Source organism: Aggregatibacter sp. oral taxon 513 (assembly GCF_018128305.1).
Lineage (GTDB): Bacteria > Pseudomonadota > Gammaproteobacteria > Enterobacterales > Pasteurellaceae > Aggregatibacter > Aggregatibacter segnis_A.
In genome coordinates, this window is the sequence record NZ_CP072381.1 from 1,043,012 (window position 1) to 1,068,326 (window position 25,315).

At 40.8% G+C, this 25,315-nt stretch carries 26 protein-coding genes and 1 riboswitch; of the genes, 11 read left to right on the plus strand and 15 right to left on the minus strand.

Annotated elements, in window-relative coordinates:
• Positions 1-80: 80 nt before the first annotated feature.
• The gene (matP, locus tag J5A60_RS05030) at positions 81-527 is read left to right on the plus strand and encodes a macrodomain Ter protein MatP (RefSeq protein WP_006718352.1); all 447 of its coding nucleotides are present in this window, start codon (positions 81-83) and stop codon (positions 525-527) included.
• A 58-nt stretch (positions 528-585) separates the two neighbouring features.
• Here the strand turns inward: matP and cspD are convergent, their stop codons facing one another.
• From cspD to J5A60_RS05050, 4 genes are all read right to left on the minus strand, one after another.
• Complete coding sequence (gene cspD / locus J5A60_RS05035; RefSeq protein ID WP_109128629.1) at positions 586-795, minus strand: cold shock domain-containing protein CspD; 210 nt, start codon at positions 793-795, stop codon at positions 586-588.
• Between the two features lie 203 nt (positions 796-998).
• Entirely contained in the window at positions 999-1,163 is a 165-nt protein-coding gene (locus J5A60_RS05040) for a YoaH family protein (RefSeq protein ID WP_212509653.1), read from the minus strand.
• 53 nt (positions 1,164-1,216) lie between these two features.
• Positions 1,217-1,930, minus strand: a complete 714-nt coding sequence (gene truC / locus J5A60_RS05045; RefSeq protein WP_212509654.1) for a tRNA pseudouridine(65) synthase TruC — start codon at positions 1,928-1,930, stop codon at positions 1,217-1,219.
• Complete coding sequence (locus tag J5A60_RS05050) at positions 1,927-2,241, minus strand: YqcC family protein (RefSeq protein ID WP_212509655.1); 315 nt, start codon at positions 2,239-2,241, stop codon at positions 1,927-1,929. Before J5A60_RS05050 ends, truC begins: the two co-directional genes overlap by 4 nt.
• Before the next feature lie 109 nt (positions 2,242-2,350).
• On the opposite strand from J5A60_RS05050, the gene J5A60_RS05055 reads away from it, so the two are divergent.
• Positions 2,351-3,133 (plus strand): Zn-ribbon-containing protein, encoded by a 783-nt coding sequence (locus J5A60_RS05055; protein WP_212509656.1) that lies wholly within the window; start codon positions 2,351-2,353, stop codon positions 3,131-3,133.
• Positions 3,134-3,141: 8 nt separating this feature from the next.
• Positions 3,142-3,981, plus strand: a complete 840-nt coding sequence (gene queF, locus J5A60_RS05060; protein WP_212509657.1) for an NADPH-dependent 7-cyano-7-deazaguanine reductase QueF — start codon at positions 3,142-3,144, stop codon at positions 3,979-3,981.
• A gap of 58 nt (positions 3,982-4,039) precedes the next feature.
• On the opposite strand, the gene J5A60_RS05065 is transcribed toward queF, so the two are convergent.
• From J5A60_RS05065 to J5A60_RS05085, 5 genes are all read right to left on the minus strand, one after another.
• Positions 4,040-4,576, minus strand: coding sequence for an elongation factor P hydroxylase (locus J5A60_RS05065; RefSeq protein WP_212509658.1), 537 nt, complete (start codon positions 4,574-4,576; stop codon positions 4,040-4,042).
• Positions 4,577-4,658: 82 nt separating this feature from the next.
• Complete coding sequence (ftsH, locus tag J5A60_RS05070) at positions 4,659-6,593, minus strand: ATP-dependent zinc metalloprotease FtsH (protein ID WP_212510749.1); 1,935 nt, start codon at positions 6,591-6,593, stop codon at positions 4,659-4,661.
• Between the two features lie 115 nt (positions 6,594-6,708).
• Positions 6,709-7,338, minus strand: a complete 630-nt coding sequence (rlmE, locus tag J5A60_RS05075) for a 23S rRNA (uridine(2552)-2'-O)-methyltransferase RlmE (protein WP_006718370.1) — start codon at positions 7,336-7,338, stop codon at positions 6,709-6,711.
• Positions 7,339-7,496: 158 nt separating this feature from the next.
• On the minus strand, positions 7,497-8,333 hold the full coding sequence (gene purU, locus J5A60_RS05080; protein WP_212509659.1) for a formyltetrahydrofolate deformylase: 837 nt from the start codon (positions 8,331-8,333) through the stop codon (positions 7,497-7,499).
• Between the two features lie 63 nt (positions 8,334-8,396).
• Positions 8,397-8,795, minus strand: a complete 399-nt coding sequence (locus J5A60_RS05085) for an H-NS family nucleoid-associated regulatory protein (protein WP_212509660.1) — start codon at positions 8,793-8,795, stop codon at positions 8,397-8,399.
• A gap of 160 nt (positions 8,796-8,955) precedes the next feature.
• A riboswitch (Lysine riboswitch) is annotated at positions 8,956-9,129 on the plus strand.
• A gap of 95 nt (positions 9,130-9,224) precedes the next feature.
• Here J5A60_RS05085 and J5A60_RS05090 point away from each other — a divergent pair.
• From J5A60_RS05090 to ilvN, 3 genes are all read left to right on the plus strand, one after another.
• Positions 9,225-10,757 carry a Na+/H+ antiporter NhaC family protein gene (locus tag J5A60_RS05090; protein WP_212509661.1) on the plus strand — a complete coding sequence of 511 codons (1,533 nt, stop codon included), beginning with the start codon at positions 9,225-9,227 and terminating at the stop codon, positions 10,755-10,757.
• Positions 10,758-11,070: 313 nt separating this feature from the next.
• Positions 11,071-12,789, plus strand: coding sequence for an acetolactate synthase 3 large subunit (locus tag J5A60_RS05095; protein ID WP_212509662.1), 1,719 nt, complete (start codon positions 11,071-11,073; stop codon positions 12,787-12,789).
• Entirely contained in the window at positions 12,789-13,280 is a 492-nt protein-coding gene (gene ilvN / locus J5A60_RS05100; protein WP_111294188.1) for an acetolactate synthase small subunit, read from the plus strand. Before J5A60_RS05095 ends, ilvN begins: the two co-directional genes overlap by 1 nt.
• A gap of 95 nt (positions 13,281-13,375) precedes the next feature.
• Here ilvN and J5A60_RS09555 read toward each other — a convergent pair whose 3' ends face one another.
• Positions 13,376-13,540: an OST-HTH/LOTUS domain-containing protein gene (locus J5A60_RS09555; protein ID WP_249113866.1), complete on the minus strand. Its 165-nt coding sequence runs from the start codon at positions 13,538-13,540 to the stop codon at positions 13,376-13,378.
• 255 nt (positions 13,541-13,795) lie between these two features.
• Entirely contained in the window at positions 13,796-14,164 is a 369-nt protein-coding gene (locus J5A60_RS09560; protein ID WP_249113867.1) for an NYN domain-containing protein, read from the minus strand.
• Positions 14,165-14,465: 301 nt separating this feature from the next.
• Here J5A60_RS09560 and cra point away from each other — a divergent pair, with 301 nt between their 5' ends.
• Positions 14,466-15,455, plus strand: a complete 990-nt coding sequence (gene cra / locus J5A60_RS05110; protein ID WP_212509663.1) for a catabolite repressor/activator — start codon at positions 14,466-14,468, stop codon at positions 15,453-15,455.
• Here cra and J5A60_RS05115 read toward each other — a convergent pair.
• Entirely contained in the window at positions 15,439-16,161 is a 723-nt protein-coding gene (locus J5A60_RS05115; protein WP_212509664.1) for a vancomycin high temperature exclusion protein, read from the minus strand. The genes cra and J5A60_RS05115 overlap by 17 nt on opposite strands.
• Positions 16,162-16,354: 193 nt before the next feature.
• Between J5A60_RS05115 and J5A60_RS05120 the strand changes: the two genes are divergently transcribed.
• The 3 genes from J5A60_RS05120 (at position 16,355) to J5A60_RS05130 (ending at position 19,205) form a co-directional block, all read left to right on the plus strand.
• Positions 16,355-17,446: a homoserine O-acetyltransferase gene (locus J5A60_RS05120; protein ID WP_212509665.1), complete on the plus strand. Its 1,092-nt coding sequence runs from the start codon at positions 16,355-16,357 to the stop codon at positions 17,444-17,446.
• A gap of 312 nt (positions 17,447-17,758) precedes the next feature.
• Positions 17,759-18,760 (plus strand): HTH-type transcriptional repressor PurR, encoded by a 1,002-nt coding sequence (gene purR, locus J5A60_RS05125; protein WP_212509666.1) that lies wholly within the window; start codon positions 17,759-17,761, stop codon positions 18,758-18,760.
• A gap of 124 nt (positions 18,761-18,884) precedes the next feature.
• Positions 18,885-19,205: an HI1450 family dsDNA-mimic protein gene (locus tag J5A60_RS05130; RefSeq protein WP_212509667.1), complete on the plus strand. Its 321-nt coding sequence runs from the start codon at positions 18,885-18,887 to the stop codon at positions 19,203-19,205.
• 103 nt (positions 19,206-19,308) lie between these two features.
• Here J5A60_RS05130 and J5A60_RS05135 read toward each other — a convergent pair whose 3' ends face one another.
• Genes J5A60_RS05135 through J5A60_RS05145 form a run of 3 tightly spaced genes read right to left on the minus strand, consistent with a single transcriptional unit; the run spans position 19,309 to position 23,455 of the window.
• Positions 19,309-20,349 (minus strand): ATP-binding cassette domain-containing protein, encoded by a 1,041-nt coding sequence (locus tag J5A60_RS05135; protein WP_212509668.1) that lies wholly within the window; start codon positions 20,347-20,349, stop codon positions 19,309-19,311.
• Between the two features lies 1 nt (position 20,350).
• Positions 20,351-22,369, minus strand: coding sequence for an iron ABC transporter permease (locus tag J5A60_RS05140; protein WP_212509669.1), 2,019 nt, complete (start codon positions 22,367-22,369; stop codon positions 20,351-20,353).
• A 57-nt stretch (positions 22,370-22,426) separates the two neighbouring features.
• A complete protein-coding gene (locus J5A60_RS05145) occupies positions 22,427-23,455 on the minus strand; it encodes an ABC transporter substrate-binding protein (protein WP_212509670.1) in 1,029 nt (342 codons plus the stop codon).
• 312 nt (positions 23,456-23,767) lie between these two features.
• On the opposite strand from J5A60_RS05145, the gene J5A60_RS05150 reads away from it, so the two are divergent.
• Positions 23,768-25,315 (plus strand): type I restriction-modification system subunit M, encoded by a 1,548-nt coding sequence (locus J5A60_RS05150; RefSeq protein WP_212509671.1) that lies wholly within the window; start codon positions 23,768-23,770, stop codon positions 25,313-25,315.

Sequence of the window (25,315 nt, forward strand, 5' to 3'; positions counted from 1 at the left end):
CATCGCGTAAAAATCTGCTAGAAAAATGCCGATAAACAGCGTATAGTGACAGAGTTACCACGTCACTAAATAGAATTCCTATGAAATATCAAAAGCTAGAAAATCAAGAAGCTCATTGGAAATGGGTGTATTTAACAAAGAAAGCCCGTGAAGGTGAAAATGTCACACGCTATGCAGAAAAAAGTTTGCAAGAAGACATTGTTAAACAACTCATCGGCTGCCAAAACTATCCGCAAAAAATTGAAGAATGGATAAAAGCGCATTTAGCCCCTGAATTGGTGATTAAAATGGATCAGGCTATTCGTGCTAGAAGAAAACGTTTCTTCAATGGTGAAAAACAATCCACGAAGAAAAAATCCATTGATTTGGAATATGCGGTTTGGCTTCGTTTATCAAAATATTCCCGCAAAATGAAAATGACGCTCTCGGAAACTATCATGTATATGATTGATGAACGAGAGAAAAAAGCGTTATATGAAAATCAAATGTCGGCAATGAAAGCCGGATTAAAAGATTTACTCAAATAAAAAAGACAAGTCCAACTGGGCTTGTCTTTATTTCAATGACTAAATAAGGAAATCTTTATTATTCTGCTACCGGAATAATTTTTGTTGCGTGTGAACCTTTGTCACCGTGAATCACTTCAAACTGAACTTTTTGCCCCGCTTTTAATGAGCGATATCCATCCATTTCGATCACAGAATAATGTGCAAAAATATCAGTATCACTGCCTTCTGCAGAAATAAAGCCAAATCCTTTTGCATTATTAAACCATTTAACAACACCAACTTCCATAATTTAAACCTCTTATGGTTTTCGTCCTTTTAGAACTACGTTTACTTCAATAAGACAATTGCCCTATCACCTTGATATGTTGGCATTTATATTTAAATAAATTTCTCTCGCACGCAATAAGAAAAGTTGTAAAATCAAACCGAGATCACAAAAAATAACAAAATTAATCAGCAAAATCCCTTCAGCTTTTATAATTTCCCATTTTATTCATTTTTATTTTGTTTTTGTGTATTTTGTTCTCGTAACTGTTTTGCCACTAAGGCAATGGCTTCACCACTTCCCACACCTTGCGACATTAATTCTTGAATTTTTTCAACGGCAAGTTGTTGCTGTTCATGCGTTAAATTAAGTAAATCATTATCTAACATTTTCTGTCCTTTATTATTTGCATAAAAAGTGCGGTCGTTTTTTTATGTATTTTTTACCATTGAAAAATCTGCATTACATTTTTCCATTGCTCATCTAACCCTGCCTGAAGCGTAATTGACTGTTGCGTTAACGGATGAACGAAGGTTAATTTTTCCGCATGTAACATTAAACGAGAGCAGCCAGTGTGTTCTGTCAAAGCACGATTTTGGTGTAAATCGCCGTACTGCGTATCGCCTAAAATCGGATGAAAAATATGTTTCATGTGACGACGAAGCTGATGTTTACGCCCGGTTTTCGGTATTAAGCGAACCAATGAATAACGAGAAGTAGCATAGCGCCCTACGCCATAAGGCATTTCAACGGTTTTTAATCCGTCATAAAACGTGACCGCACTTTGAGGTTCTTTATCCTGTTGCGCAAATTTATCGGCAATTTTATCCAATTGAACTTTCAACGGATAATCAATTTCGCCCTGCCCTGTCACATAACCACGAACCACCGCCAAATATTCTTTTTCTGTTTGTTTTTGCTCAAATTGATGACATAACAAATTTGCCATTTCACTATTTAATGCAAACAACAGCACACCGGATGTAGGCCTATCCAAACGATGTATGGGATAAACCAATTGCCCAATTTGATCACGTAATGTTTGCATCACAAATTGGGTTTCATGACGATCCAACCAGCTACGATGAACCAACATACCTGCCGGTTTATTCACCGCTACTATATGCTCGTCTTGATATAAAATCTCTAACGTCATTGTTGTTGCAGCAATTCTTCGATTTCAATGATCGGGCGTAGTAATTCTGCCAAATACGCCTCTTCTTTTAGTGCTTCTTCCAAATAAGGGCTGATCGCAATTTGGCTTGGCAACGGTGCCTGACTTTCCAAAAGGGCGTACATGCGCGGAATAAAAATCCATTGTAGCCATTCTGTCGGGCTCATGGTATCTAACGCAAAAGGCTGATCGCTCAAAAACGCCTCTTCTTGTGGCGGCAGTGTTTGCCACAACGCTAAACGCTCCATAGTTTGCTGTAAATTTTGTAAATGTAATCGGGTTCGTTGATACATAAAAAAGACCTCGTAAAAAACGGCTCATTGTAGAAGATTTCGCGTTTTTGCGCCAGCCATGGCAAATTTAGTGTAGAATTTGCCCTTTCAACTTTAACGTTACCTTTCTATGTATTTAATCGAAGCCTTTTTCTCTCTACAAAGTGATCAATTTTCCTTGGAAAAACAAAATCATTGCGTTAATCAAATAGTTGAACAATGGCGCTACAATGGGCAAATTATCGGACGTGAAATTCCACAATTTGTTGCTGAACAGGAAAATCAGACGGGGTTGGCCGTACGTGTTACCTGCCCGGAGCAAACCTCCCTTTTGGCAGAATTCAATAATTCCTTGGTTGATGATGCCATTCAGGCAACAGAAAAGTGCGGTGTGTTTTTTGAGAGTTTTCAGATTGTGGCAGAAGATCTCAATTCAGAAATCACGGCTACAGAACCTCCCCCTTGGCAACTGCTCTACACCACCTATTTGCAATCATGTTCTCCACTACAAAGCGGTGATACTTTGCAGCCAATTCCGTTGTATAAACAACTGAAAAACATACCGCACTTAGCAATGGATTTGATCAAATGGCAGGAAAATTGGCAGGCGTGCGATCAGTTGCAAATGAATGGTTCGGTGTTAGAAGAATCCGCCTTGGTACAAATTACCGACACAAAAAGCACGCTGTTTAAACATGGCTATCATTTAGCACAAGAAATTGAGCGCCACAGTGGCATTCCGACTTACTATTATTTGTATCGCATCGGGGGCGAAAGTCGCGAGGCAGAATTGCAATCTTGCTGCCCGATGTGTAAACGAAACTGGACATTAAGCCAACCACTTTTTGACTTCCTCTATTTTAAATGTGATCATTGCCGCCTCGTTTCAAATCTCTCATGGCATTGGCAATAAGGAAAACTATGCATTATCAAGATCCCAGCTTGAACGCCTTAAAACTCGGTCAGCAAACTCAATATGCAGAAAAATATGACCGCACTTTATTACAACCGGTCCCTCGCCATCTCAATCGCGACACGTTGGGCATTACACAAACGCAGCCCTTTTCCATCGGTGCCGATATTTGGACGGCATATGAAATTTCATGGCTCAACCTCAAAGGCGTTCCCCAAGTGGCTATTGCCGATGTACAAATTGATTTTTGTAGTGAGAATTTAATCGAATCGAAAAGTTTTAAACTCTATTTAAACAGTTTTAACCAAACAAAATTTGCTGACGCCGCCGAAGTGCAACACATCCTGCAACGGGATTTACAGGATTGCGCCAAAGGCGAAGTTAAGGTGCAATTAAATTCGCTGGCAGACTATACGGCGCAACCTATTGTTGCCCTATCAGGCGAATGTATTGATGAGTTAGATATTGAAATTCAGGATTATGCGTTTAACGCTGAGTTGCTGAAAAATTGTACTGGGGATAATGTGGTCGAAGAGACTTTAGTTAGCCATTTGCTCAAATCCAACTGCCTTATTACCCAACAGCCGGACTGGGGGAGCTTGCAGATTCATTATGTGGGTAAACAAATTAATCATGAGCAGTTATTGCGCTACATTATTTCTTTCCGTCAACATAACGAATTCCACGAGCAATGCGTTGAGCGTATTTTCTGTGACCTCATGCAATATGCAAAACCGGAAAAGCTGACGGTATATGCGCGCTACACTCGTCGAGGTGGATTAGATATCAACCCGTACCGCTCAAACTTTGAAGCGTTGCCACAAAACCTGCGATTAGCACGACAATAAACATCAAGTGCGGTCACAAAATTCGCTAGATTTTATGACCGCACTTTTACGTTATAAACTAAATTCTTGTCACATCAAACTTCGTTAGATCAATACCATCTTCTGTGCCGTAAAACTTAGCTAACGCTTGTCGTAAAGTTTCAGCCCGTTTCGGTAAGCCTTTTTCCGCATAGACCTTCACTTGTTCATAGACCGCCTGTTTAAACGGTTGAGTATCACCAGGTTGCCCATTGAGATTATCAGCGCTGGCAAAATAACGAAAACCGGCAGCGGTTGCCAAAATCCATTCTAATGCTTGCGGTTTGACTTCCACTTTTTCAAATAAACGTTGTTGCTCTTCACTACGTCCATCAGGTTCATACCAATAGCCAAAATCTTCTAATTTACGGCGTTCTTTACCGGCAACCAGCCAGTGGGCGATTTCATGTAATCCACTGCTGTAAAAACCACGCGCAAAATAAATGGCATTGTAAGGGCAATCCTCATTTGCCGGGATATACAATGGCTCATCGCCCCCTTTGACTAATTTGGTGTTGTATTCTTGTTCAAAACATTGATTAAAAATATGGATTAAATCTTCGATATGATGTTCCATTTTGACTCCAAAAAATAAACCCGCTTAAAGAAGCGGGTTGCAATAATAAAGCCTTTGCGGCGAACCGAAAAGGCTTTTTTGTTTAGTTATCAGAGGAGGCAGAATCGTCGTTTTTTTCTACCGCACTTTCAGCCTGTTGAGTCTCTGCTGCTTTAGGATCTTCAGCTTTTGGCTGTTGAGGCTCAGCGCGATTAGCACCTCTCGGTTCTTCCCAGCCAGCAGGTGGTGTGACCGGTTGGCGATTCATCAACTGTTTAATTTGCTCTTCTTCAATGGTTTCATATTTTACTAATGCATCTTTCATGGCGTGTAAAATATCCATGTTGTCGATTAGAATTTGTCTCGCGCGCTCATAGTTACGACTCACAATCGCACGCACTTCCTCATCGATCACATGCGCAGTTTCATCAGACATGTGTTTTGCTTTCGCCATGGAACGCCCCAAGAACACTTCCCCGTCATCTTCAGTATAAAGAATCGGGCCAAGTTTATCGGAGAAACCCCATTGAGTCACCATGTTACGAGCAATATTAGTTGCCACTTTAATGTCGTTAGAAGCACCTGTCGAAATATTTTCTTCGCCGTAAATCAAGTCTTCTGCTAAACGCCCTGCATACAACGTAGAAAGTTTACTTTCCAATTGTTTTTGACTAATGCTCACTTGGTCGCCTTCCGGTAAGAAGAAGGTTACACCTAAAGCACGTCCGCGCGGAATGATTGTCACTTTATGCACTGGATCGTGTTCCGGCACCAAATAACCGACAATGGCATGACCCGCTTCATGATATGCAGTGGACTCTTTTTGCTTATCGGTCATGATCATGGTACGACGTTCAGGTCCCATGTTGATTTTGTCTTTGGCTTTTTCAAACTCAACCATCGTAACGATACGTTTATTGGTGCGTGCAGCAAATAACGCCGCTTCATTCACCAAGTTTGCCAAATCCGCACCGGAATAACCTGGCGTACCACGCGCAAGGGTCATTGCATCAACATCCGGCCCAACAGGCACTTTTCGCATGTGAACTTTAAGAATTTGCTCACGACCTTTCACATCAGGCAATCCAACCACAACTTGACGGTCGAAACGTCCCGGGCGGGTTAACGCTGGGTCTAAAACATCCGGACGGTTAGTTGCAGCAATCACGATAACGCCTTCATTGCCTTCAAATCCATCCATTTCAACCAACATTTGGTTTAAGGTTTGCTCGCGTTCATCATGACCACCACCAAGCCCAGCACCACGTTGGCGACCAACGGCATCGATTTCATCGATAAAAATCAAACAAGGCGCATTTTTCTTCGCTTGTTCAAACATATCCCGCACACGAGAAGCCCCGACCCCCACAAACATTTCAACGAAATCAGAACCGGAAATCGTGAAGAAAGGTACTTTAGCTTCACCGGCAATTGCTTTTGCTAATAACGTTTTACCGGTACCTGGAGGCCCCACCATTAAAATCCCTTTTGGAATTTTACCGCCTAAATTTTGGAATTTTTTCGGTTCACGTAAGAAGTCAACGATTTCAGCCACTTCTTCTTTTGCTTCATCACAACCGGCTACATCAGCAAAAGTGGTTTTGATTTGCTCTTGTGTCATCATACGCGCGCGGCTTTTGCCAAAGCTCATGGCTTTACCGCCACCGCCTTGCATTTGACGCATGAAGAAAACCCAGACGCCGATTAATAACAACATCGGGAACCAAGCAATCAAGATTTGAGATAATAAGCCTCTTCTTTCCGGAGGTGTGCCTTCTACTTTGACTTTTTTATTTAATAAATCATTCAGTAAGTTTTTATCTTCTAAAGGAATGACTGTTGTATATCTAGAACCGTCTGCTTTGGTAACTAAAATTTCATTGTCTTCAAACTTAGCCTGACGCACCTGACTATTTTCAACATCAGTAATAAAAGTTGTATAGTCCGTTACACTGCCGGTAGAAGTCGAATTAAAACTTTGATATGCCGTCATCATGACAACAGCAACAACAACCCAAAGAATTAAATTTTTTACCATATCGTTCAAGGCATTACCCCATACTTATAAAGTTAATAAAATGTTGCAAGGTTACTATATTTGTTTCGAAAGTTAAAGTTATCAAATTGATTGTCTTTCTTTGTTACTTAACCCATTAAAACTTATAGCCACTTGCAACGATATAAACTTCCCGAGAGCGATCTCGAGAGGCCTCAGGTTTCCGAACTTTTACTACACTAAAGAGAGAACGAATCTCTTTTAAGTATTCATCAAAACCTTCACCCTGAAAAACTTTTACAACAAAACTGCCTTTGTTTGCCAACACCTGTTTGCACATATCCAATGCAAGCTCGACCAAATACATTGCACGTGGAATATCCACTGATGGCATTCCACTGAAATTAGGCGCCATGTCCGACATCACCACATCGACTTTTTCTTCACCAACGCGTTCTAGCAAAGTACTCAGGACATTTTCATCACGGAAATCCCCTTGTAGGAAATCAACCCCTACAATGGGATCCATCTCCAAAATATCGCATGCGATAACGCGTCCATTCCGACCAATTTGGCTGACGACATACTGCGACCAACCACCCGGAGCGGCACCAAGATCGACCACTGTCATACCCGGTTTAAATAAACGGTCTGTTTGCTGGATTTCATCAAGTTTGAAATATGCACGGGAACGCAGTTTTTGTTTATGCGCTTTTTGTACAAAAGGATCTTTAAAATGTTCGTTTAACCAGCGAGTAGAACTCGCTGAGCGTTTTTTCTTGCCCATAACCTGTCTTATATTTTGTAATGTCGTTGTATATGAAGGCTTAAGCTTTACTTTTCAAGCCTTAAATCATCATTAATAAAAAATCCACCTTTCCTCGATTTTTGGCGGAAAGGTGGCTTAAATCAGAATGGTGCTTATTGTAGCAATTAAAGTGCGGTCTATAAAACGATCGTTTTATTTTTATAAACGAAAATACGATCGTGCAATGCCAAATCTAAAGCTCGGCTCAATACTGTTTTTTCTACATCACGACCGGCTTTCATCATGGCTTCCGCGCTATAAGTATGGTCAATATTGATCACATTCTGCATAATAATCGGTCCTTGATCCAACTCATTATTAATAAAATGCGCTGTTGCACCAATAATTTTCACGCCACGTTCATAAGCCTGTTGATAAGGTTTCGCACCAATAAATGCCGGTAAGAATGAGTGGTGAATATTGATAACTCGATTAGGATAACGAGCCACAAATTTTGGATTTAACACGCGCATATATTTTGCAAGCACAATGTAATCCGGTGCAAATTCGTCAATTTTTTCAGCGAGCAACTGATCGTGTTCTTCACGGGTTAAATTTTGATGACTAATGCAGAAAAACGGTACATCAAAACGCTCTGCCAACGTACGCAATGAATCATGATTTCCAATCACCGCAGCAATCTCTACATCAAGACCACCATAGTAATTTTTCATCAAAATATCACCTAAACAATGCGCCTCTTTCGTCACTAAAATCACAATTCGTTTACGTTTTGCACTGATGAGACGGCAATTTGTCCCTTCAGGTAAACTCAGTGCCAAATCGGCCAACAAGGTTTCTTCATTAAAAATCCCTTGTAGTTCCGTGCGCATAAAAAAATGTTTGGTTTCAAAATCAACAAATTCATTATTATGCACAATATTTAATTGATGCTTATAACAAATATTTGTGATCTTAGAAACAAGTCCTTTATCATCAGGACAATCCGTCAATAATATTTTATTTTCAAGCATATTATCCTCTTAATAAAAAAGAAACCCATAAAAATGGGCTTCTCTCGATAATTAAAAATAGTATTAAATTTCAAAATCGGATAAAGATTGACCTTTATCTAATTTTGTTTGAATCGCTTTTGGCGTACGACCTTGACCTGTCCAAGTTTTTGTCACGCCATTTTCATCAACATACTGATACTTTGCAGGGCGTGCTTCTCGCTTCTTACGAGGAACTTCCGCACCTAAAATCTCAGCTAATTCATCGACGGTAATACCTTCTTGTTTCAATAAATCTTTATATTTAGCGATGCGTTCTTGACGCTCTTTTTCCTCTTGTTGAATTTTCAAGAGTTCTTCTCTTTTTTCATAAATAACCAGTTGTAACTTTTCTAAAATACTTTCTAATAATTCCAACGATTCGTTTCGGGCAAGTACACGTAAACTACGAATATTTGTTAAAACTTTTAACACTTCAGCCATTAAATTTACCTCCGATATTCATTATTAATATAAAATCCTTAACTATCATAAACAAATAAATATTCTAGGTAAACAGAATTCATCGAATTTATTTATGACGTAAAATTTCATTTTCCTTATTGGCATCTCTCTTTTTTTATTGTAGTCTTGTGGTGTCCTATACATACGTAGAGGTGCAAACGTTATAAGTATATTTTCAGAGTGGATAACGATGAAGAAAATGGAAAGGAACGTTTGCCGAAATCAGTTAAAAGTCGTTTTAACTGGTTGGTGGCGTCTTCGAAAGAACCGTCACTGTCATAGTCAATAACAACTATGGAGCGCTACTGGTTAGGTTAGGTCTTTGTTTACCTACCGTTTTAAATCATTTCTGATTATTCTAAATATTTAAAGTCAGTGGTTCTCCCTTAATTTTAGGTAGAACAACATATGGAACTCATCGATTACTCATCGTCAATTTGGTCAATACTTCCTCCTTTACTTGCGTTGCTATTAGCGATTGTTACGCGTAAAGTTATCCTTTCTTTAAGTGTCGGGATTCTGGTCGGTGCCGCCATGTTGGCGAACTTTGAACCGCTGAATACCTTAGTGTATTTAAAAAATAATATTTCTTCCCTTTTCATTACAGAAAACGGTTTGAATAGCAACAACATTAACATTCTGCTTTTCTTATTATTGCTTGGTGTTTTGACCGCACTTTTAAGCATGTCCGGCAGTAACCGTGCATTTGCCGAATGGGCGCAAAAACACATTAAAGATCGTCGTGGTGCAAAATTAGTTGCCGCAGCATTAGTTTTCATTACCTTTATTGATGACTATTTCCACAGCTTAGCCGTCGGTGCAATTGCTCGCCCAATTACCGATAAATTCAAAGTATCTCGCGCTAAATTAGCTTATATTCTCGACTCTACTGCTGCGCCGATGTGTGTGCTTATGCCGGTGTCCAGCTGGGGAGCATACATTATTACGTTAATCGCAGGTTTATTTGCAACCTACTCACTCACCGGCTATACCCCAATCGGCGCATTTATGGCGATGAGTGCCATGAACTTTTATGCCATTTTCTCCATTTTAATGGTGTTCTTTGTTGCCTATTTCTCTTTTGATATTGGCTCGATGGCACAACATGAAAAACTTGCCTTAGAAGCTGAAAATAGCGAAGAAGAACAACTCTCTGATGTAAAAGGCCATGTACGTAATCTTATATTACCGATTTTAACCTTAATTATCGTGACCGTTTCCGCCATGATGTATACGGGTAACGAAGCCTTAGCCGCCGATGGCAAACCTTTCTCTATCTTAGGTGCATTTGAAAATACCACCGTTGGTGTCTCATTAGTTGCCGGCGGTTTAAGCGCGGTATTAGTTGCTTCACTTTGTGTTTTTGCCGATCGTTTGGTGAATGTCTCCGAATACATCAAAGCATGGGGCGTAGGGATTAAATCCATGTCCGGCGCAATTCTCATCTTATTCTTCGCATGGACCATTAATAATGTAGTAAGTGATGTGAAAACCGGTGCTTATTTAGCCTCTTTAGTTTCCGATACATTGCCACTTGCTTTATTACCTGCACTTTTATTTATTTTGGCATCCGTCATGGCATTCTCCACGGGCACCAGCTGGGGAACCTTCGGTATTATGTTGCCAATCGCTGCCGCCATTGCCTCTCACTCAATGCCGGGCTCTGTAGAATTTATGTTGCCTTGCTTATCCGCAGTGATGGCGGGAGCAGTTTGCGGTGACCACTGTTCACCGGTATCCGATACGACCATTTTGTCTTCCACAGGAGCAAAATGCGACCACATGGATCACGTTACCTCACAGTTGCCTTATGCCCTTACCGTGGCAATCGCGACTATCGCAGGTTATATCGTCGTTGGCTTTACCTATTCCGGCCTACTTGGTTTTATCACCACTGGTGCTGTACTTGCCTTACTCGTGTTTATCTTTAAAAAACGCTAAATTGTGATCTGGCGCACAAAACCAAAACAAAAAATTTAATTTTGTTAAATTTATAAAATGCGGCATAAAGTCGCATTTTTTATAATTAAAATAAAAATAATTTTATAAAACACCAAAATTAAAATTTAAAAAGAATTTTATTCTGGAAAATCAAGAAAAATTTCATTTTCTCATCAAATTTTAAATAGACAACTCAGCTGCTTTCCATTACAAATAACTCCATCCCTTACAAAGTACCCACATTTACGTTGCTCATGTAAAAGTGCGGTCAAAAAAATCAGTGTTTTTTAAGACAACATATTAAGAGGTGAAAATGAAAAAATTATCGGGAGCAGAAATGGTCGTTCAATCCTTGCGTGATCAAGGTGTTGAATTTTTATTTGGTTATCCTGGCGGTGCGGTTTTAGACATTTATGATGCCATTCATACCCTCGGCGGTATTGAACATATTTTAGTACGCCACGAACAAGCCGCAGTACACATGGCTGATGGTTACGCACGCGCCACCGGTAAAGTAGGCTGTGTTTTAGTTACCTCCGGCCCTGGTGCCACCAATGCCATTACCGGTATTGCTACCGCGTATGCGGATTCTATTCCGTTAGTGGTGCTTTCCGGACAAGTACCATCGGGATTAATTGGTAGTGATGCCTTCCAAGAATGCGACATGGTGGGGATTTCCCGTCCGGTCGTGAAACACAGTTTTTTAGTTAAAAACCCGGAAGACATTCCGACCATCATTAAAAAAGCCTTTTATATTGCCTCTACCGGTCGTCCCGGTCCTGTCGTAATTGATTTGCCGAAAGACATACTCAATCCGTTGAACAAATTTGCCTACACTTATCCGGAAGAAGTCACTTTGCGTTCTTACAGCCCAACGGTGCAAGGCCACAAAGGGCAAATAAAAAAAGCACTAAAAGCCTTATTGGTGGCAAAAAAACCGGTGCTTTTCGTGGGCGGTGGTGTGATTTCGGCCAACTGCCACGATGCCGTAACACGCTTTGCTAAACAGTTAAATTTGCCGATCACCTCTTCTCTTATGGGCTTAGGTGCTTTCCCGGGCACGGATAAACAATTCCTTGGTATGCTCGGTATGCACGGCACTTATGAAGCCAACACCGCTATGCATAACAGCGACTTGATTTTAGGTATCGGCGTTCGCTTTGACGATCGCACCACCAATAATCTCTCGAAATATTGCCCGAATGCGAAAGTGATTCATGTAGATGTAGATCCCACCTCCATTTCCAAAACCGTACCGGTGGCAATTCCGATTGTAGGCAGCGCAGAAAGCGTATTAGAGGAATTTTTATCGTTATTGGAAGATGAAAATCTTGCGAAGTCCCAATCTGATTTAACCGATTGGTGGAAAGAAATCGAACAATGGAAAGCAGAGAAATGCCTAGATTTCGATCGTCACAGTGGCGTAATTAAACCACAACAAGTGCTTGAAACGATTTATCGCCTAACCAAGGGTGATGCCTATGTGGCATCTGATGTAGGACAACACCAAATGTTTACTGCATTACACTACCCGTTTGACAAACCACGGCGTTGGATCAACTCCGGTGGGCTTGGCACTATGGGCTTTGGTTTGCCTGCTGCACTTGGCGTAAAACTCGCCGAACCGAAAGCAACGGTGGTTTGTATTACCGGTGATGGGAGTATTCAAATGAACATTCAAGAGCTTTCTACCGCCAAACAGTATGATATTCCTATCGTCGTCATTTGTTTGAATAACCATTTCCTCGGTATGGTGAAACAATGGCAGGATTTGATTTATTCCGGTCGCCATTCGCAAACTTATATGAACTCGTTGCCGGATTTCGTGAAATTAGCGGAAGCCTACGATCATGTGGGTATTCAAATCGCCAAACCGGAAGAACTGGAAGAAAAACTCCAACAGGCGTTCAGCATTAAAAATAAACTGGTCTTTGTTGACATCAACGTTGATGCCAACGAACACGTTTACCCAATGCAAGTACGTGGCGGCGCCATGAATGAAATGATTTTGACTAAACCGGAGAATGCATAATGCGTAGAATTTTATCAGTATTACTCGAAAATGAATCAGGCGCGTTATCCCGCGTCGTCGCCTTATTCTCACAACGTGCTTTCAACATTGAAAGCCTTACCGTGGCACCCACAGACGATCCGACGTTATCCCGTATGACTATCGAAACCTACGGCGATGAACAAGTATTGGAGCAAATTGAAAAGCAATTGCACAAATTGGTGGACGTGTTCAAAGTGATTAATTTAAGCGACTGTGAACACGTTGAGCGTGAAGTGATGTTAATTAAAGTCCGAGCACAAGGCGCGGCACGGGAAGAACTGAAACGTTTGACGGATATTTTCCGTGCACAAATTGTGGACGTCACCACGAAGTCTTACATCATCCAACTCACCGGAACCAAAGACAAACTGGACGCCTTCGTGAGCACATTAAAAGAAGAAGCCATTGTCATCGAAATCGTCCGCTCCGGTTTAGTGAGCTTACCTCGTGGAGAAAAAGGCTATTTATAGCCGCTATATAAACATCAAGTGCGGTCAAAATTCGTTGAAAATTTTGACCGCACTTTTTTAGTTAACTACGTGCCGAAAAGCAGAGGCTATCTATTTTATTTTTTTAATTTGACATACATTTGCCCAGGGCTATTTTCTGAATCCTTTTTAAGCTGACATTCAAAAATATTGCTATACATTTTTACAAGATCACTTAGTTTTTTACATCCATAATTCCTCGGATCAAAATCAGTTTCCAATAACCCCCACTGTTGTCCCAAAAAACCTAATTGTATCCAGTCAGGTTGTTGTTCAAAAATTTTATGTAATGTTTCTAAAGGAAGCCCTTTACCTTTTGTTGTAGAAGTTTTAGCAGTCTTAGATATTTGAAGTTGACTAGATTCTTTTTTACCAACGACATTTCCTATTTCTTCCGTCTCATCATGTAAATTTTCAACATAAATAAAACGACTACAGGCATTACGAAACGCGGCTGGGGTCTGTTTCTTACCAAATCCATAAACAGTAGCACCTTGTTACTTCAAGCGAATTGCTAATGCAGTAAAATCACTGTCACTGGAAACTAAACAAAAACCATCAAAACGATTTGTGTAAAGTAAGTCCATGGCATCAATAATCATAAATCCATCAGTTGCATTTTTCCCTGTCGTAAAGGCAAATTGTTGCATAGGTTTAATTGCGTATTCATTAATGGCTTCTTTCCATTGCCCATTCGTAGAAACAAAATTGCCATAAATACGTTTAACTGTCGCCTCCCCATAATGTGTTGTTTCTTCCAAAATGGCTTTAATATCTTTAACAGAAGCATTATCAGCATCAATTAATACCGCTAAACGTTTAGTACTTTCTTCCACTACATTAAAACTTGTCTTAATTTTAGACATATTCTTATTCCTAAAAATAAATGTGAAACAGTGTAAATTGCTCGTTAAAAATACATTGAAAAATGCGAGTAAAAAACGACCGTACTTTTATTCCATTTTTAAACTGTGCTACTTACTATCTATTCACAAAATATATTACATAAACAAACACCGCATATAACCCCCCTGGAAAAAATAAACAATTTTGTGACATGCATTCCATTTTTAATAAAATGAGGTGCTATAATTTACGTAGTTACATGCAAAATTTGTGCAATTTAATCAATCTACGATCTATTTCTGACATTTATAAGGAGTTAATGTGAAATTAGATGAAATCGCCAAGTTAGCGGGCGTTTCTTGCACAACGGTGAGCTACGTTGTGAATGGAAAAGCTAAACAATATCGCGTAAGCGATAGCACGATAGCCAAAGTGCAGGCGCTGATTAAGCAATATGATTTCAAACCCAATGCCATGGCGGCAAGCTTGCGCGTGGGCAAAAGTAAAACTATTGGTTTGATTATTCCTGATTTTGAAAATATCAGCTACGCAAAAATCGCCAACAAGTTAGAAAATCACTTGCGAGAAAAAGGATATCAGCTGTTAATTTCTTGTTCGAATGATCACATTGAAAATGAACAAGACTGCGTAAAACATTTATTACAACGTCAAGTTGATGCGTTGGTTGTTTCTTCTGCTCTGCCTTATAACACAGATTTTTATCAAAATGCCGATGTCCCTGTTATTGGGTTTGATCGCCGTATTCAATCACCCAATGTGGTAAATGTATTGACCGATGATGAAGGCGATGCCTGCCGCTTAGCAGAGGAATTTCTCAAACTGCCAAATCAACAGCAGGTGTTATTCTTTGGCGCACTGTCTGAATTGCCCACTAGCAAAGAACGTGAGTTGGGTTTTCGCAAAGCACTGAAAGATAAAACGGTAAAAGTTGATTATTTATATACAGATAAATTTCATAAAAACAATGCGGCAAATACATTTGCACAATGGTTATCAGAAAAAGGGATTTTGCCAACAACCATTTTTACCACGTCATTTACGCTATTAGAAGGCGTGATGTTGGTATTATTACAACGTTTTGGGCATGTGCCTCATCACTTAACGATTGCAACCTTTGGTCATTTTGAAATGTTGGAGTTATTGGAGAATCCAGTGATTTGTAGCGTGCAAGATTACGATAAAGTATCGCAATCGCTATTGAATTTGGCATTTGATGCTATTTCGAAAAAACATAAAACGACAGTAAATAGCACGCCTTTAAGCCGTAAAGTGATTAAGTACCACTGTTAGCATCCGTCACATCGGGAATCGTCACCGGAGGGGGCAAAGGTTCCGGTGTCCCTAAAAAGTGCGGTTCCCTTTCCATTAATAAATCCCACACAGCCTGCAAGCGGGCAAAAAATTCTCGCACTCGCACTTTTGTATAACCTTGCGGATAATCGGCAACAAAACAAATGGCATCAATATTGTGGAATTTCGCAATAAACAAGGCTCGTTCACAGTGAAATTTTTGTGAAATGATTGTAAGAGAATGTGCTTTAAACACCTGATCGGCACGAACTACGGAATCCAACGTGCGAAAACCGGCGAAATCCAAATAAATAAACTCTTGCGGCACGCCCATTTTTTTCAAATCTTTTAACATGGTGCGAGGTTCATTGTATTGCAACGTACGGTTATCACCACTTAACAACAAATAATCCACCTTTCTTTTTTCAAACAAACGTTGCGCAGTCAATAATCGATTGTAATAAAAGAGATTCAGAGTGTTATCCGAGAAATATTTTGACGTACCAAGCACCAAACCATAAGGACGATTTGGCACTTTTTCGATGTCGTAGTAGATGTCATTACGCACATAGTATCCAATGGTCTGATCAACAATCACCAACAAAATTGCAAAAAAAACCATAAATAACGCCATGTAACGGGAAAGCCGTTTCATCTGCGTTAGTGTGAAATATGTTTGTAACTTTTCTTTTAAATTCAATTTCATTAGCTGTTTTATCAGAAAAAATTGGTATTCAACATAATGAAAAAAAGCCTGGAATTCAAGTGTAATTTCGTTATTTATAGCCTTAAAAACTTCCAGATGTTTAGACGTCTAAAATTTCTTGACAAGGGACAGTCGCAGGATGTAACGTTACTCACCTTTACTGATAACAAGAGAAATTGCGCCGGATTTTGCAATGACAATAAAAAAGACCACCGTTTTTACCCATCAACCTTTACAGCTTACGTTAGGCGGTCAACTGGAACATATTGATGTCGCCTATCAAACTTACGGCGTATTGAATGCGGATAAAAGCAATGCCGTGTTAATTTGCCACGCCCTTACCGGGGATGCCGAACCTTATTTTGAACAAGAGGCAAACCAGCAAGGTTGGTGGCAAAATTTCATGGGTGACGGATTGGCATTAGATACTTCGCGCTATTTCTTTATTTGTTCCAATGTGCTTGGTGGTTGTAAAGGCACAACCGGCCCTTCTTCAGTTAATCCGCAAACCGGTCGCCCGTATGGTAGCCAATTTCCTACCGTCGTCGTACAAGACATTGTGAAAGTACAAAAAGCCTTATTAGACTCGCTGGCGATTCCACATTTACACGCCATCATTGGCGGCTCTTTTGGCGGCATGCAAGCCAATCAATGGGCGATTGATTACCCTGATTTTGTTTCTAACATAGTGAATTTATGCTCTTCTCTGTCTTTCAGTGCAGAAGCCATCGGATTTAATCACGTTATGCGTCAAGCGGTTATCAGTGACCCAAACTTCAATAACGGTGATTATTACGACGGTGCAAAACCGGATAAAGGATTAGCGTTAGCGCGTATGCTTGGCATGCTCACCTATCGTACGGATATTCAGCTGACCAAAGCTTTCGGACGCGCGACCAAAGCAGAAGGCAATTTGCAGGGTGACTATTTCCAAGTGGAATCTTATTTGAGCTACCAAGGTCAGAAATTTCTTGCGCGCTTTGATGCCAATAGCTACCTGCATTTACTACGTGCGTTAGATTTATACGATCCAAGCCTCGGTTATGTCGACTTAAAAACCGCACTTTCCCGCATTCAAGCACGCTACACGTTAGTTTCAGTGGATAACGATCAACTGTTCAAATTGCCGGAATTACGCAAAAGCAAACAGCTATTGGAAGAAAATGGTGTGAATTTAAATTATTACGAATTCAGCTCAGACTATGGTCATGATGCCTTTTTAGTGGACTACGCCTTTTTTGAACATAAAATTCGTGATGGATTGGCAGGAAAAATAGAAAAATGAACCTAAAAAGAAACCGCACTTCGTTTTAAAGTGCGGTTTCTTTTTGATGTGTTTTTCATTAAAAAATGGAAAACGCTAAAACAAGAATCACGCTAAGAGAAAGCGCAACCGTCATCATTGCATAACCGAAAGTCCCCATGATTCACCTCTTTTTTTGTCTTTATGTTAAAAGAGCCTATATCTTAACAAAAAATTCACATAAAAAGCCAACCAAATATGAAAAAGCCGACAGATTAATAAAAATTCTGTGTTATGCCCTTAACCAAAAGCACTTACCTCTTTATAATAGCCAAAATTTTTAGGGAGAAAGTTATGGCTACCATCAAAGATGTTGCCAAAATGGCAGGCGTATCCACCACCACGGTGTCGCACGTAATCAATAAAACCCGCTTTGTGGCACAAGAAACAGAAAGTTTGGTTTTACAGGCCATCAAAGATCTTAATTATTCCCCAAGTGCGGTGGCGCGTAGCCTTAAAGTGAATACCACCAAATCTATCGGCATGATCGTCACCACCAGTGAAGCCCCTTATTTTGCAGAAATCATTCATGCAGTAGAAGAACACTGCTATCGCCAAGGTTATTCATTGTTTCTGTGTAACACGCAAAATAATGCGGAAAAAATCAAAAACCATTTAGAAATGCTAGCGAAAAAACGCGTAGATGGCATTTTGGTCATGTGTTCCGAATATTTGCCGGATTCCTTAAACCTACTCCATTCTTTTGAAAATATCCCGATGGTCGTGATGGATTGGGGCCCGAATGTATACACTGACATCATTCAAGATAACAGCTTTGATGGCGGCTATTTAGCCACCAAACATCTCATTGAAAACGGTCATAAATACATCGGCATTATTGCCGGTGAACTCACTAAAACGACGGCTAAAACCCGTTATGAAGGCTTTATCCATGCGATGAAAGAAGCCGGTTTAACCGTTAATCCGAACTGGGTAATGGAAGGCTTTTTTGAACCGGAAGACGGCTATGAGTGCATGAATAAAATTTTAAGCCAAGACAACCTACCAACCGCTGTATTTTGTTGTAACGATGTCATGGCGTTGGGCGCAATTTCTGCGATTGGCGAAAAAGGCTTACGTGTACCGGAAGACATTTCCATTATCGGTTATGACAACATTCATGCCTCACGTTTTTATTCACCGCCACTGACAACCGTGCACCAATCTAAGTCTCGTTTAGGTGTGCAAGCCGTGAATTTATTATTTGAACGCATTAACCATAAATCCGATCAGAAAGAAAAAATTGAAATCCACCCTGAATTGGTGGTTCGCAAATCGGTGAAAAAAATGTCATAAACAAATAAAAAAGGGGCTCAAAAAAGCCTCTTTTCTTTACATTTAAAACGCCACAAAAACCGACCGCACTTTCGCCGCAATTATGCTATGATGAGCCCCCAATTTACTTGCATGGAATACACAAATGAGCGAATTCAAAAAACTGGATCCCGATACGGCTATTGATATTGCCTATGATATTTTTCTTGAAATGGCACCGGAAAATCTCGATCCTGCCGATATTCTGTTATTTAATCTGCAATTTGAAGAACATGGCGCTGTGGAGTTCGTCGAAACCGCTGATAACTGGGAAGAAGAAATTGGTGTGTTAATTGATCCGGAAGAATATGCCGAAGTCTGGATTGGACTGGTGAATGAACAAGACGAAATGGATGATATTTTTGCCAAGTTTTTAATTTCTCACCGAGAAGAAGATCGTCAATATCATATTATTTGGAAAGAATAACGCGTATTTCCGTTCATTCCGGCACGCGAAAACCCTCGCCCTGCCCTGTTCGTCTAACACAGGGCGAAAAACACGGTAAAACCCACCGCACTTTCCGTCTTTCCTATTTCTCTACAGGCAGCACAAACCAACCAATCGGACGTAACTTAACAAAATACTCGGGCTGATTTGGTATGTAATCATTCGGATTTAAATGCACCAATAATGGCAATCCATGCCATCGCACCTGAATCTCCCAATAATTCCCCATAGAAATCGCCGATTGCACATCACAACGTTCTGCAGGTTCGCCGGTTAATGCCAATAACACACCTTCCGGGCGAATACCGAGTAAATAATTTCCATCCTGTGGTAGCTCATTCGATTCAATCGACAAGGGATTTTCTGCCAGAACATAGTTTCCGTTTTTTACCGTCACAGGAAAGAAAGACACTTCCCCCATGAAGTTTGCCGTAAAACGAGAGGTTGGATGATGATAGAGCGTATTCGGCAAACCAATCTGTTCGACTTTTCCTTGATTCATCACCACGACTGCATCAGAAATAGCAAAGGCTTCTGTTTGATCGTGGGTCACATAGAGCACGGTAATGCCCAATTTCTGTTGTAAATGGCGAATCATCTCACGCATGGTGCGGCGCAAGTTGGTATCCAAATTACTTAACGGCTCATCAAATAATAAAATTTGTGGCGCAATTACCAACGCCCGCGCCAAGGCGACACGTTGTTGTTGCCCACCGGAAAGTTGTTCGATACGGCGATGTTCAAACCCCTCGAGCTCCACCATTTTTAATGCTTGACTGACTTTTTCGGCGATGTCTGAGGAATGGGTTTCCTGCATTTTCAAACCGAACGCCACATTTTCCCCGACGGTTAAATGCGGGAAAAGCGCATAGGATTGAAACACAATGCCGACACCACGCTGTTGTGGCGGTAACCGACTGATGTCTTTTCCGTCACATAAAATTTGCCCTTGATCGAGATCTTCTAATCCGGCAATGAGGCGCAGAATGGTGGTTTTGCCACAGCCTGATGCACCCAATAAGGTCGTAAATTTGCCTTTTTCAAAAGAAAGATTGAAATCTTGCAATACCTTGGTTGAACCAAAAGCTTTATAAACCTGTTTTAATTCAATATGTTGTGTCATGTTATCGTCCTAACTTTGTCTCACCAACCCATCGACCAAATAAGCCGATAACCAGCATCATAATCACAATTAAACTAGCGCCATAGGCCACGGCTAAACCGTAATCGCCATCTTCTACCCGATTTAAAATAAACGACGTTGCCACGCGGGTGCTTGGCGTAACTAAGAAAATAATCGCACTAATGGTCGTCATGGCACGCACAAAACTGGTCACTAAAGCAGACAATAAAGCGGGCTTCAATAAAGGCAAAGTAATAAAACGTAACGTCTGAAACGCACTGGCTTTTAAAGAATAGGCAGCTTCATCCAATGCCGGATCTAATTGTTTAAAATTCACTAATGCGGCACGCAAACCAATAGGCATATTGCGAGTCACCATCGAAAGCACAATGATCGCTCCTGTGCCGGTTAAATAGAGCGGGACATTATTGAACGCAAGGATGTAAGACACCCCGGCAACTGTTCCCGGCACCGCAAAACTGAGCAACGTGAGAAATTCAATGTGTTTTTGTCCGAAGAAACGATGACGAGAAAAGAAATAAGCCAACAAAAAGCCACTCACTGCCGTAAAAGGGGCGGCGATCACTGCGAACAAGACAGTTTGCAGTAAAGAAGGAATCGCACCGTTCTTCCAGCCTTGTCCGAATAGCGTGATGTAGTGTTGCAAAGTAAAAGTGTGATTAACACCCCAGTTCTGCATCACGCTGCCGTAAAAAATACTGCCATACAATAAAGCATTGAAACCAACCCAGGCAGCAAAAATACTTACAACGGTAATCTTTAAACCGAAAGATAAAGGCGTGCTTCGACCTTCAAACCCTTTGCCCGAGAGCGTAACGTAATTTTTACGCCCGATAAAATGATATTGCAGCCAGAAAATCCCGAGGGAGATACTTAACAAAATAATCCCCAAGGCACTTGCAGAGACATAGTCGTTTTGTGCCCCCACAATGTAAAAATAAATTTGCGTTGCCAACACGTCAAAATTGCCGCCTAACACAAAAGGCGAGCTGAAATCCGCCAAAGATTGCACCATCACGATTAAAAAGGCATTGGCTAGTGCCGGTTTTAATAACGGCAACACGATAAAACGGAAACTCTGCCAACGATTTGCGCCGAGCATCACGGCGGCTTCTTCCAATTTCGGTGAAAGATTTTTTAATGCCCCTTCCAACAACATAAATGCCATGGGCGTGAGTGCCAACGTGTGAGAAATAAGAATACCGTTAAAACCATAAAGCCAATTCGGGTTCACGCCGAAATGTTGCGTAAGAAATTGAGTGACATAGCCTGAGCGCCCAAGCATCAACATCACACCTAAGCTCACAACAAAAGGCGGCGTCACCATCGGCAATAAGGAAAAGATCTTGCTGATAAACAAACTGCGTTTGGCAATTCTTGTGGTGTACAACGCCAAAACAAGAGCAAACATAACAGAACATACGCCGACCGCAGAGGAGACCGCCAAGGAATTACCAATGACTTTCCACAAGCCGAGGTGGTTTAATAGCGTAAAAACATTGCCAAATTCACCGGATTCGCCAGTAAAAAAGATCGTAAATAATGCGGTGATCGGATAAAAAATAAAACCGATCACCAACACGGCAAGGCCTGTGGCGACCGCCAATAAAAAACGATCTCCCCGTAAAAAACCTAACCACGCCAAGGCATTGACGAATATGGAGCCTATGGCAATAAACAGGAAAATCACCGCATAACCGAAGCGAAAAGCATAAGCTTCCGCGGAGAACCAAATGAAGAAGCTCAAAAGTGCGGTCAAAATAACGATTATTTTTGCCGAGCGACGAGAATCAGGCAGTCGCTGAAAAAAGGGGAAAATCCACAATGCACCAAACCACAGCCAACTGATATTGACCTGAGCCCATCCCATCGCGGCGAAATATTCTTTCGCGGTCGCCCCGAAAAGGCCATAATCCAAGGCACGCACCGGCAAACAGGCAAATGCCAAGAAAGCGAGCAAAATCCAAGTGATAGGTTGATGGAATAGGTGTTTTAGCATGGATACGTCAGCATAAGATCTTGCTCGGCACAATATTTATGCCGAGCATAGGTAGGGTTATTTCGATAATTTGATGTCAGCCAGCCACTTATTAATTAATCGCTTGCCTTCGTCTTTAGAACCAAATTTCACAAAATCAAATTCAACAAAATCTAATTTTTTCGGGTCAACGGATTTTGGTGAAGATTCCGCATTGGCATTGGTTGGGATTTGATATAAACCGAATTCACGCCATGGTATTTCCTGTACCTCTTTCGACAGTACAAAATCCATAAAAAGTTTAGCATTATCGAGGTTACGTGCACCTTTAATAATACTTGCACCTCCCAATGCATAACCGGTTTTACCTTGTGGGATCACCGTTTCCACCGGCGCGCCTTTTTCTTTCTCGGTGGCATACGCATGCACAAAACCGACACTCACCGCACTTTCACCACGGGATAAATTCGCCGTCACTAAATTACTTTTCACATATTGCGACACGTTTTCATTGAGCTTTTTCAAATAATCAAAGGCTTTTTCTTCGCCCCAAAGCTGAATCAAGGTTGCCATGATGGTATAGGTCGTGCCGGAAGCGCGCGGATCGGGCAGTTGAATTTCACCTTTATATTCCGGTTTGAGCAAATCTTCCCAGCTTTGTGGTGCGGGCAAACCCAGTTGTGCCAATTTTTGTGTATTCACACCAAAGCCCAACACCAACATGTATGCCACGGAAGTAAAATCGCCTTTTTGCATCATAAGCGATTTAAACTGCGGTAAGATTTCCACTTGTTTTGGCGAACGGTAGGCTTCTAACAAACCCAACTCGCCTGCTTGGAAATGCGGCTCAATGGTGCCGCCATACCAAAAATCCGCCTGCGGATTGTCTTTCTCCGCTTTGATCTTGCCAAAAATGGTTTCCGTGCCCCCGTGTACAAATTCAGTTTTCACATCATATTTTTCCCCGAACTGCGTCGTCACTTTTTCACACAAGGCATTTTGCACCGTGCAATACACGGTCAAACGCCCTTCTGCCACAACTTGTTGGCTAAAAAATAAAGACGAAAGACACACCAAACCTAAACTATGTTTAAACCATTTTTGCATTTCAACGCTCTCTTAAACTGAAATAATGAAAGGCTGAGATTATATGCCATTACATGAAAAATCGAAATCGATTGCGTTTAATTTTTATGCCAATGAAAGCCTTGTAAATACAGGTACAACCAATCACCTGTAAACAAAAACGATGAATTTGTCGTTGTGGTTTAAAATTTGTTGGGAAAAAAGACCGCACTTTTGATTTTTAATGACATACTCATTTTTCAAATGTTTTAACCTTTATCAAAACATGACATTAAAGGTAGAATAGCGCCTTAATTATCAATGTCTTTTAATAATCTCTAAGGAGTTTCAATCATGGCCACTGCAATTCAACAACGAGAAGAGCTTCAACGCCGTATTTGGCAAATCGCTAATGATGTACGGGGCGCTGTTGATGGTTGGGATTTTAAACAATATGTGCTTGGTTCGCTTTTCTATCGTTTTATCAGCGAAAACTTTGCCAACTATATTGAAGGTGGCGATGATAGCGTTGATTATTCTGCGTTTAATGATGACGACCCTATTATTGCAACCATCAAAGAAGATACTATCAAAGCAAAAGGCTATTTTATTTACCCCAGCCAATTATTTAAAAATATTGCGGCGAATGCCAACACCAATCCAAATCTTAACACCGAATTAAAACAAATCTTTAACGACATTGAAAACTCCGCCATAGGCTACCCTTCCGAACAGGATATCAAAGGCTTATTTGCTGATTTTGATACCACCAGCAACCGCTTGGGCAATACCGTTGCCGATAAAAACAGTCGTCTCGCTGCTGTATTAAAAGGCGTTGCCGAATTAGATTTTGGTGACTTTGAAGATAATCATATTGATTTATTCGGTGATGCTTACGAATTTTTAATTTCCAACTATGCTGCTAATGCCGGTAAATCGGGTGGCGAGTTCTTTACGCCACAATGCGTTTCCAAGCTGATTGCTCGACTGGCTTTATATGGACAAGACAAGGTCAATAAAATTTATGACCCTGCGGCCGGTTCGGGTTCTTTATTATTGCAAGCGAAAAAACAATTTGATGAACACATCATTGAAGAGGGATTCTTCGGGCAGGAAATTAATCACACCACTTATAACCTTGCTCGTATGAATATGTTTTTGCATAACATCAACTACGACAAGTTTGATATCGCCCTTGGCAACACCTTAATGAATCCGCAATTTGGCGATGATAAACCCTTCGATGCTATCGTTTCTAATCCGCCTTACTCCGTGAAATGGATTGGTTCAGACGACCCGACATTGATTAACGATGAACGCTTTGCCCCTGCCGGCGTGCTTGCGCCAAAATCCAAAGCGGACTTTGCCTTTATTTTGCATGCGTTAAGTTATCTTTCAGCCAAAGGCCGCGCGGCGATTGTCTCCTTCCCCGGCATTTTTTATCGCGGCGGTGCCGAGCAAAAAATTCGTCAATATTTGGTGGATAATAACTATGTGGAAACGGTCATTGCGCTTGCGCCAAATCTCTTTTTCGGCACCAGTATTGCGGTGAATATTTTGGTGCTTTCCAAACATAAACCCAATACCCAAACCCAATTTATTGATGCCAGCGGTTTATTTAAATCCGCCACCAATAACAACATTTTGGAAGAGGAACATATCGAGCAAATTCTCAAATTGTTTGCCGATAAAGAAGATGTGCCTCATTTAGCCAAATCCGTGTCCTTTGAAGACATCGTTAACAATGAATACAACCTTGCGGTGAGTTCTTATGTAGAACAAAAAGACACTCGAGAAGTGATCGATATCGATAAACTCAACGCTGAAATTCGTGAAACCGTTGCCAATATCGACCGCTTGCGTGCTGAAATTGACAAGATTGTAGCGGAAATTGAGGGGTAA

Bases quoted from the DNA above. Each gene is read 5' to 3' on its own strand.
- matP (WP_006718352.1), top strand. From the start codon at position 81: ATGAAATATCAAAAGCTAGAAAATCAAGAAGCTCATTGGAAATGGGTG.
- cspD (WP_109128629.1), bottom strand. From the start codon at position 795: ATGGAAGTTGGTGTTGTTAAATGGTTTAATAATGCAAAAGGATTTGGC.
- J5A60_RS05040 (WP_212509653.1), bottom strand. From the start codon at position 1,163: ATGTTAGATAATGATTTACTTAATTTAACGCATGAACAGCAACAACTT.
- truC (WP_212509654.1), bottom strand. From the start codon at position 1,930: ATGACGTTAGAGATTTTATATCAAGACGAGCATATAGTAGCGGTGAAT.
- J5A60_RS05050 (WP_212509655.1), bottom strand. From the start codon at position 2,241: ATGTATCAACGAACCCGATTACATTTACAAAATTTACAGCAAACTATG.
- J5A60_RS05055 (WP_212509656.1), top strand. From the start codon at position 2,351: ATGTATTTAATCGAAGCCTTTTTCTCTCTACAAAGTGATCAATTTTCC.
- queF (WP_212509657.1), top strand. From the start codon at position 3,142: ATGCATTATCAAGATCCCAGCTTGAACGCCTTAAAACTCGGTCAGCAA.
- J5A60_RS05065 (WP_212509658.1), bottom strand. From the start codon at position 4,576: ATGGAACATCATATCGAAGATTTAATCCATATTTTTAATCAATGTTTT.
- ftsH (WP_212510749.1), bottom strand. From the start codon at position 6,593: ATGGTAAAAAATTTAATTCTTTGGGTTGTTGTTGCTGTTGTCATGATG.
- rlmE (WP_006718370.1), bottom strand. From the start codon at position 7,338: ATGGGCAAGAAAAAACGCTCAGCGAGTTCTACTCGCTGGTTAAACGAA.
- purU (WP_212509659.1), bottom strand. From the start codon at position 8,333: ATGCTTGAAAATAAAATATTATTGACGGATTGTCCTGATGATAAAGGA.
- J5A60_RS05085 (WP_212509660.1), bottom strand. From the start codon at position 8,795: ATGGCTGAAGTGTTAAAAGTTTTAACAAATATTCGTAGTTTACGTGTA.
- J5A60_RS05090 (WP_212509661.1), top strand. From the start codon at position 9,225: ATGGAACTCATCGATTACTCATCGTCAATTTGGTCAATACTTCCTCCT.
- J5A60_RS05095 (WP_212509662.1), top strand. From the start codon at position 11,071: ATGAAAAAATTATCGGGAGCAGAAATGGTCGTTCAATCCTTGCGTGAT.
- ilvN (WP_111294188.1), top strand. From the start codon at position 12,789: ATGCGTAGAATTTTATCAGTATTACTCGAAAATGAATCAGGCGCGTTA.
- J5A60_RS09560 (WP_249113867.1), bottom strand. From the start codon at position 14,164: ATGTCTAAAATTAAGACAAGTTTTAATGTAGTGGAAGAAAGTACTAAA.
- J5A60_RS05115 (WP_212509664.1), bottom strand. From the start codon at position 16,161: ATGAAATTGAATTTAAAAGAAAAGTTACAAACATATTTCACACTAACG.
- J5A60_RS05120 (WP_212509665.1), top strand. From the start codon at position 16,355: ATGACAATAAAAAAGACCACCGTTTTTACCCATCAACCTTTACAGCTT.
- purR (WP_212509666.1), top strand. From the start codon at position 17,759: ATGGCTACCATCAAAGATGTTGCCAAAATGGCAGGCGTATCCACCACC.
- J5A60_RS05130 (WP_212509667.1), top strand. From the start codon at position 18,885: ATGAGCGAATTCAAAAAACTGGATCCCGATACGGCTATTGATATTGCC.
- J5A60_RS05135 (WP_212509668.1), bottom strand. From the start codon at position 20,349: ATGACACAACATATTGAATTAAAACAGGTTTATAAAGCTTTTGGTTCA.
- J5A60_RS05140 (WP_212509669.1), bottom strand. From the start codon at position 22,369: ATGCTAAAACACCTATTCCATCAACCTATCACTTGGATTTTGCTCGCT.
- J5A60_RS05145 (WP_212509670.1), bottom strand. From the start codon at position 23,455: ATGCAAAAATGGTTTAAACATAGTTTAGGTTTGGTGTGTCTTTCGTCT.
- J5A60_RS05150 (WP_212509671.1), top strand. From the start codon at position 23,768: ATGGCCACTGCAATTCAACAACGAGAAGAGCTTCAACGCCGTATTTGG.